This is a genomic window from Rhodopseudomonas sp. BR0C11, from assembly GCF_010820945.1.
GTDB classification, from domain to species: domain Bacteria; phylum Pseudomonadota; class Alphaproteobacteria; order Rhizobiales; family Xanthobacteraceae; genus Rhodopseudomonas; species Rhodopseudomonas palustris_H.
Window position 1 is genome coordinate 1 of the sequence record NZ_QTKI01000287.1, and the last position, 6,250, is coordinate 6,250.

Annotated in this window: 5 protein-coding genes and 1 tRNA gene; 2 read left to right on the forward strand and 4 right to left on the reverse strand. The window is 61.6% G+C overall.

What is annotated here, in order from left to right:
* Both DYI24_RS18905 and DYI24_RS18910 read right to left on the reverse strand, forming a co-directional pair.
* Positions 1 to 982 (reverse strand): amidase (locus tag DYI24_RS18905; protein ID WP_164573408.1); only part of this gene is annotated, 982 nt, incomplete at its 3' end.
* Positions 975 to 2,162, reverse strand: a complete 1,188-nt coding sequence (locus DYI24_RS18910) for a M20 aminoacylase family protein (protein WP_107345228.1) — start codon at positions 2,160 to 2,162, stop codon at positions 975 to 977. The genes DYI24_RS18910 and DYI24_RS18905, both read right to left, overlap by 8 nt.
* Before the next feature lie 350 nt (positions 2,163 to 2,512).
* On the opposite strand from DYI24_RS18910, the gene DYI24_RS18915 reads away from it, so the two are divergent.
* Together DYI24_RS18915 and DYI24_RS18920 are read left to right on the forward strand one after the other, a co-directional pair.
* Positions 2,513 to 2,601: transfer RNA gene (locus DYI24_RS18915), tRNA-Leu, on the forward strand.
* A gap of 24 nt (positions 2,602 to 2,625) precedes the next feature.
* Positions 2,626 to 5,094: a DUF4062 domain-containing protein gene (locus DYI24_RS18920; protein ID WP_164573409.1), complete on the forward strand. Its 2,469-nt coding sequence runs from the start codon at positions 2,626 to 2,628 to the stop codon at positions 5,092 to 5,094.
* Here DYI24_RS18920 and DYI24_RS18925 read toward each other — a convergent pair.
* Both DYI24_RS18925 and DYI24_RS18930 read right to left on the reverse strand, forming a co-directional pair.
* A complete protein-coding gene (locus DYI24_RS18925) occupies positions 5,091 to 5,660 on the reverse strand; it encodes a GNAT family N-acetyltransferase (protein WP_246701301.1) in 570 nt (189 codons plus the stop codon). The genes DYI24_RS18920 and DYI24_RS18925 overlap by 4 nt on opposite strands.
* 25 nt (positions 5,661 to 5,685) lie before the next feature.
* The coding region (locus DYI24_RS18930) for a glycosyltransferase family 92 protein (RefSeq protein ID WP_164573410.1) at positions 5,686 to 6,250 on the reverse strand (565 nt) is incomplete at its 5' end.

The following is a 6,250-nucleotide window of genomic DNA, read 5'->3' on the forward strand; positions in this document are numbered from 1 at the left end:
GCGCCAGATCGCTCCACATCCGCGCTCGCCAGAAATTGTCGAGCCCGTCCATCATCTCGCGGGTGAAGCCGAGTTCGACCGGCTTGATAATCGCGCCCTGCGCCTCGAATTTGCGCGCCGCCTGCGTGACGATGTCGCGCACCTCGTCTTCCAGCTCCATGCCGAAGCCGAGATCGGTGAGCAGGCCGATGGTCTTGCCGCGCAGCGTGGTGTCGAGATCGCTCCAGTCGAAATCGTGCGGCGGCAGGCTCATGCCGTCGCGGCTGTCGGGCTGCGACAGCACGCTCATCATCAGCGCGGCGTCGTCGACGGTGCGCGTCATCGGTCCGGCGCAGCGGCCGACATAGGGCGGGTCGATCGGCACGCGGCCGAGGCTCGGCTTCAGCGCGAAGATGCCGCACCACGCCGCCGGCAGCCGCACCGAGCCGCCGATATCGGTGCCGAGATGCAGCGGCCCGTAGCCGGCCGCGCCCGCAGCGCCGGCGCCGGCGGAAGAGCCGCCGGTGTTCTGCGACACGTCCCACGGATTGCGGGTGACGCCGTGGAAGCTCGACAGGCCCGACGACAGCATGCCGAAATCCGGCATCGTCGTCTTGCTCCACAGAATGCCGCCGGCTTCGCGCAGCCGCGCGGCGGGCGGCGCATCGGCCGCGGCCGGCATCAGCGGCGTGATCGGCACGCCGAGCGGCACCGGCACGCCTTCGGTGGCGACGTTCTCCTTGATCGTCACCGGCACGCCGTCGAGCAGGCCGAGCGGCTGGCCTTTGGCCCAGCGCGCGGTCGAGGCTTGCGCCGCCTTGCGCGCGGTGTCGGGATCGAATTCGTACAGCGCATTGATATGCGGCTCCCAGCGCGTCGCCTGGGCGATCACCGCTTCCATCACCTCACTCGGCGAGAACTGCTTGCCGTAATAGCCGGCGAGCAGTTCGGTGGCCGAGAGGTCGTGCAGCGCGGTGGCGGTGGTGGCGAGGCCGTCAGACATGCGTAGCTCCGTCGTGGCCGCCGACCGGCAGCCGGGTTTCGATCAGCCGGGCGAACATGCTGGCGCCGACCGGGAGGATCTTGTCATCGAGCACGAAGCCCGGGTTATGCAGCGGCACGTTGCCGTCGTGGCCGATCCAGAAATATGCGCCGGGCACCGCCTGCAGCATATCGGCGAAATCCTCGCTGCCCATCTTCGGCGTTTCGCGGGTCTTCACGTTGGCGTCGCCGACGATGCTGCGCGCCACCTCGGCGACGCGCTCGCTGTGCTCGGGCGCGTTCACCAGCACGCTGAAGATGTCGCGGATGTCGACCTTGATGTCGACCTCGAACGCCGCCGCAATGCCGGCCGCGACCGCGCGCATCCGGGTGCGGATCAGGTTGCGGATCTCGTCGGAGAACGCGCGCACCGTGCCGGCGAGCCGCGCTTCGCCGGGGATCACGTTATAGGCCGAGCCGGAATGGATCTGGGTGATCGACAGCACCGCCGACTGCAGCGGATCGACATTGCGGCTGACGATGGTCTGCAGCGCCTGGCCGAGCGTCATCGCGATCACCACCGGGTCCTTGGAGCGCTCCGGCATCGCGCCGTGGGCGCCGTAGCCCGAGATAGTGATGTCGAAAAAATCGGCGCCGGCCATCGCCGGTCCGGGCCGGATCGCGATCTCGCCATGGCCGAGGTCCGGCGCGTTGTGCAGGCCGTACACTTCGTCGCACGGAAATTTCTCGAACAGGCCGTCCTTCAGCATCGCGCGCGCGCCGCCGAGGCCTTCCTCGGCGGGCTGGAAGATGAAGTGCACGGTGCCGTCGAAATTGCGGGTCTCGGCGAGATAGCGCGCGGTGCCGAGCAGCATGGTGGTGTGGGCGTCGTGGCCGCAGCCGTGGAAGCGGCCGGGGATGGTCGAGCGCCACGGCAGGTTGGTGGCTTCGTCCATCGGCAGCGCGTCCATGTCGGCGCGCAGTCCGATGCGGCGGCTGCCTTCGCCTTTGCCCTTGAGCACGCCGACGACGCCGGTGCCGCCGATGCCGCGATGCACCTCGATGCCCCATTGGCCGAGCTTCTCGGCGACGATGCTCGAGGTCCGCACCTCTTCGAAGCCGATCTCGGGATGGGCGTGGAGGTCGCGGCGGATCGCGGTCATTTCGTCGGCGAAGGCGTCGATACGGTCAATGGTCGGCATGCGCGGGTCACCTCGGCTGTGGTGGGCTCTATGGGACGTCTCGGGCGGCCTGCATGCAAGGAACGGGCAACAGCGGGGCAGGGCAGAGGGAGAGCGGAATCTGCATCGGCTTGAGAGAGACCGCCGCGCCCGACGCCGCAGGCGCCGTGCGTATTCCAGCCGACAATGCGGGGCGATGTCAAAGCGCGCGGACGGCGAATCCGCCACACGGCTGCAACCCCGCTTTGCGTTGCGCCGCAGGGTCGATTATGAATGCGGCGCACTGGCGCGGAACTTGGCAATGTCACGGCCGCCGAGCCGGACAGCCACCGCCGCAGCCGCCAGTTTTCGGCGGCCTCGCGGTCCGGGATGCGGGCGTGGCGAAATTGGTAGACGCAAGGGACTTAAAATCCCTCGGCTCGAAAGAGCTGTGCCGGTTCGACCCCGGCCGCCCGCACCAGAATGATATTTGTAAAGAATTCCAATGTCAGACACGCGCAAGATCATACGAGTTTTTTTAGCGTCACCTGGCGATTTGCAGGAAGAACGGCGGGCCGCAAAGGCAGTCGTCGACGAATTTAACAAGCTTTGGGCCGATACCCTAGGGTACCACGTCGAGCTTGTCGGTTGGGAGGACACCGTTTCTCAATACGGGCGTCCGCAAGGGACTATCAATCAAGATCTTGAGCGGTGTGAACTCGTCATCGGCATGATGTGGAAACGCTGGGGGACGCCGCCCAGTAAATCTGGGCCATTTACGTCTGGCTTCGAAGAAGAATTCGAAACCTCCCTCACGAGTCGCCGCTCGACTGGTCGACCCGAACTCGCGCTGTATTTCAAAGAAGTCGACAAGGAATTGCTTCGTGATCCCGGCGACGAACTGAAGAAGGTAGTCGCATTCCGGGAGAAAATTGCTGCTGGAAAGGAAATTCTCTTCGAACTCTTTAAGGACCTCAGCGAGTTCGAAGGAAAGGTGCGTGCCAGAATTACCGCCTACGTGCAGAAGCTTCGCGATGCTGAATCGCAAAAGCTGTCGAGTGAGACGCAGGCAACGCCGACCGAACAGCAACGGGTGACACAGGAAGAACAGCCCGCGCGCGATCCACGCATCGCTGCAGAAGCCGCTCGATTTCTGCGTAATTTCTTGACCGCCGCAGAATCGCCAGCAGACAACTACACCGCGACCGAGGTGGCGCGCCTGCGGCTTGTCGCGACCACGGTAAAGAAACCGGGTAATGATGATGCGACTGTCGGGGCGCACGATGCCAATTTGTTGTTTGCACACCGCAGCGAGCTGCCCCTCGATCGTCGCGAGAAATTCGGGCTCCTCTTCAGTGGCCTTGAAAACTTTTCTTCGGAAAACGTTCCTCTCTGGCATTGGTATATGGAGGTCGATGGCTTCGAGCGGGGCCTGTTATGTTTGCTTTCCATATTCCGGGAAGGGCATCGTATTCAGGCGAACGCTCTATTGGCTGCGCGACTCATTGAAGAGCCGTTGCCAGTTTCCGAGAAAAGGCCACGCGAGTTCTTTCTACAAAGATGGCTCAGTAAGGATACGCAAAGCGAGCAAAAGAGTGCCGCTCTGGCTTATTTGGCTGAGTGCGGCGTTCCAGAAGATATACCTAGCATCAAAGAAGAATATGATCGCACTAACTATCAGACCCGCAGCGCAAGTATTGATGCTATTCTTCGAATTAGTCTACGGCAGGGGCGTGAGAAGGCCGTCAGGGTCCTCTATGAGTTGCAACCCGATTCTGTCGATCGACAGCTTCTAGCGCGCTTATTCGAAAAAGAATCCACGATTGACGCAGAGACATTGGTTGACGGCACGAATCACCGAAGCGCTTCGGTCCGAAGGATCAGCGCTGCGCTTCTTGCGAAGCGAGGCAAACTCTCCGTAAGCGATGCTGAACGACTGCTTACCGATGCCGATGAGGATGTCCGGTATGTCGCTCTGACAGCTTTGGCTGATAACGGTAGGGCGTTCACGGAGGAGCAGGCCAAGTCGATACTGCTGAGGCAGACAAGCGGCGGAATCCTGGGGGCCGGCGCGCAATCCGGGGAACGCCAGTTTGCAAAATTCAGGGAGATTATGTTTGCAGCGAAGACCGACGCCGAGCTTGAGGTCCTTGCAGCAAATGAGACAATTTTTCAGCGGGATGTTCGGCTGGCGCTGCTACAAAGGCAATTCGCCCGTCAACCGCAACAATTGATTATGCTGATCGAAGATCAGTTTCATCAAGACTATGCCGAAGGCGTTGCCGAAATGGCCTCTCGCTATGGAGAGGATAATCAACTGGTCAAAGATACTAAGGGGCTCGGAGATCTTCTTCGTAAGGGATTCACCCGGCGGGCCCTTGATATTGTCTGCAAGGCAGGTGTTGCAGAGCATCTGAAGCTCGTCCGCAAGACTCTCGAAAGTGACTTTGTCGATTATTCCCGTCACGACGTGGAGTATCTGCAGAGGCATGGCGAATGGCAAGATATACCGCTTATTATTGCGGCTGTTAAGAGGAGTGAGGTTGGAATATCGATGATCAGCACGGATTATAGTGCTGAATACCGGTTAGCCGCTAAAGCGATGTACGCCATTGGCAAGAGGAGGCTCGCAGAGCTTCTTGAAAAGCAAATGCCCAAGCGCTTGCTGGCGCGCCTGATCATTGAAATCTCGGATTCGAGCTTTCGGACTCTCACCAACGCTCAAATCAATCGCCTGTTTTTGGATGAGGATGATAGCGTAAGAAGGGCATGCGCACTAAAGGCTGTGCGCGCGTTCTCAAAGAAACGCCTGGCTCAACTTCTCAAAGAATATATCGGGGGCGACGGTCAACGTTACTATAATGTCGTCCATTGGCTTGATCTCGGTGTCTCCATGCCGAAGGATAGGGCAAAGACAGGTGCGGCGAAGGCTATCACCAAGGAATGGCCCGAGAGCTATCCGGTATTCGACTAGCGTAGGCGAGGATGGTCGATCACCTTTCGGGGGCGTCCATCGATAGTTAAGTTCGCTTGGGGCTGCGACTCGCGATAATTCTGCAAATTATCCGCTGGTTGAGGAGGAGAACTATCTCGTCCCTTCACCATATGCACCACCCGTGCCCCATTCGCGCGGGTTTCCAGCCGCTCGTGGGCATAGCCGAGCGATGCGTACAGCCGGATGTTCTCTTCGAAGCGTTCGTTGGTGTAGAGCCGCAGTGTCGAGCGGCCGGCCTCAGTAGCGATTTGTTCGGCGAGGTCCATCAGGCGGCGGCCGTAGCCGCGTTTCTGGGCGTCGGGCGACACCGCGACGTTGACGATCAGCAGATCGTCATCGCGGAGTTCGGTTTCGATCAGCGCGGCGAGGGTGCCGTCTGCTTCCAGCAGGTCGAAGCGATGCTCGCGGATCGCGACCGCGTAGTCGGCGAGCATCGGCAGCGGTTTGTAGCCGATCAGCGCCAGCCACTTGCTGTAGGCGCGCATCGTCAGGTCGGTGATTGCGTTGACATCGGCGGGCGTGCCGCGCCGGATCAAAACGGCCATGCGATGCTTTCGTTGCGTGTCGTCCTCAGCCTGCCTTCGCCGCGTCCTCCGCCTTGCCGAACACGCGATCCAGCACCGGCAGGATCGAGGCGTCGTCTTCGGCGTTCATGTCTTTCTCGGCGGCGAAATGCCAGTCGCTGTCGCGCGGCACCGGCGTCGAGGCGTCGCCGCGCTGGATCTTGGTCTGAAGGTCGGACAGCGAGCGCGACCAGTAGTGATTGAGCCTGAGCAGATCGAGCACCGGGCGGTCGCCCTGGAACGGCCGGCCCATGGTGTCGATGGTTTCGCCCCGCCAGTATTTGTAGAGATGCACGTTGCGGATGGCGCGGATCCAGCGCGGGTTGGCGATGGTCTTGGCCGAGATCTTCGACAGCGGCGAGCGCTTGGTGAAGGCGCGGCTGATCGGCACCGGCGGCCGCTGCTCGTGGCCGGCCGAGCCGAAATACGGCGAGAACACGCCGACCGCGGGCGCGCCGTCGAACCGGCCGAGCACGTCGGTGACCTTGTCGGCGACGGGCGAGAACAGAAACTCGTCGATGTCGATGAACGCCATCCACTTCGCGTCCAGCATGTGATGCTTGATGCAGTGG

Coding starts and splice junctions, on each gene's coding strand:
- DYI24_RS18920 (WP_164573409.1), top strand. CDS start 2,626: ATGTCAGACACGCGCAAGATCATACGAGTTTTTTTAGCGTCACCTGGC.
- DYI24_RS18910 (WP_107345228.1), bottom strand. CDS start 2,162: ATGCCGACCATTGACCGTATCGACGCCTTCGCCGACGAAATGACCGCG.
- DYI24_RS18925 (WP_246701301.1), bottom strand. CDS start 5,660: ATGGCCGTTTTGATCCGGCGCGGCACGCCCGCCGATGTCAACGCAATC.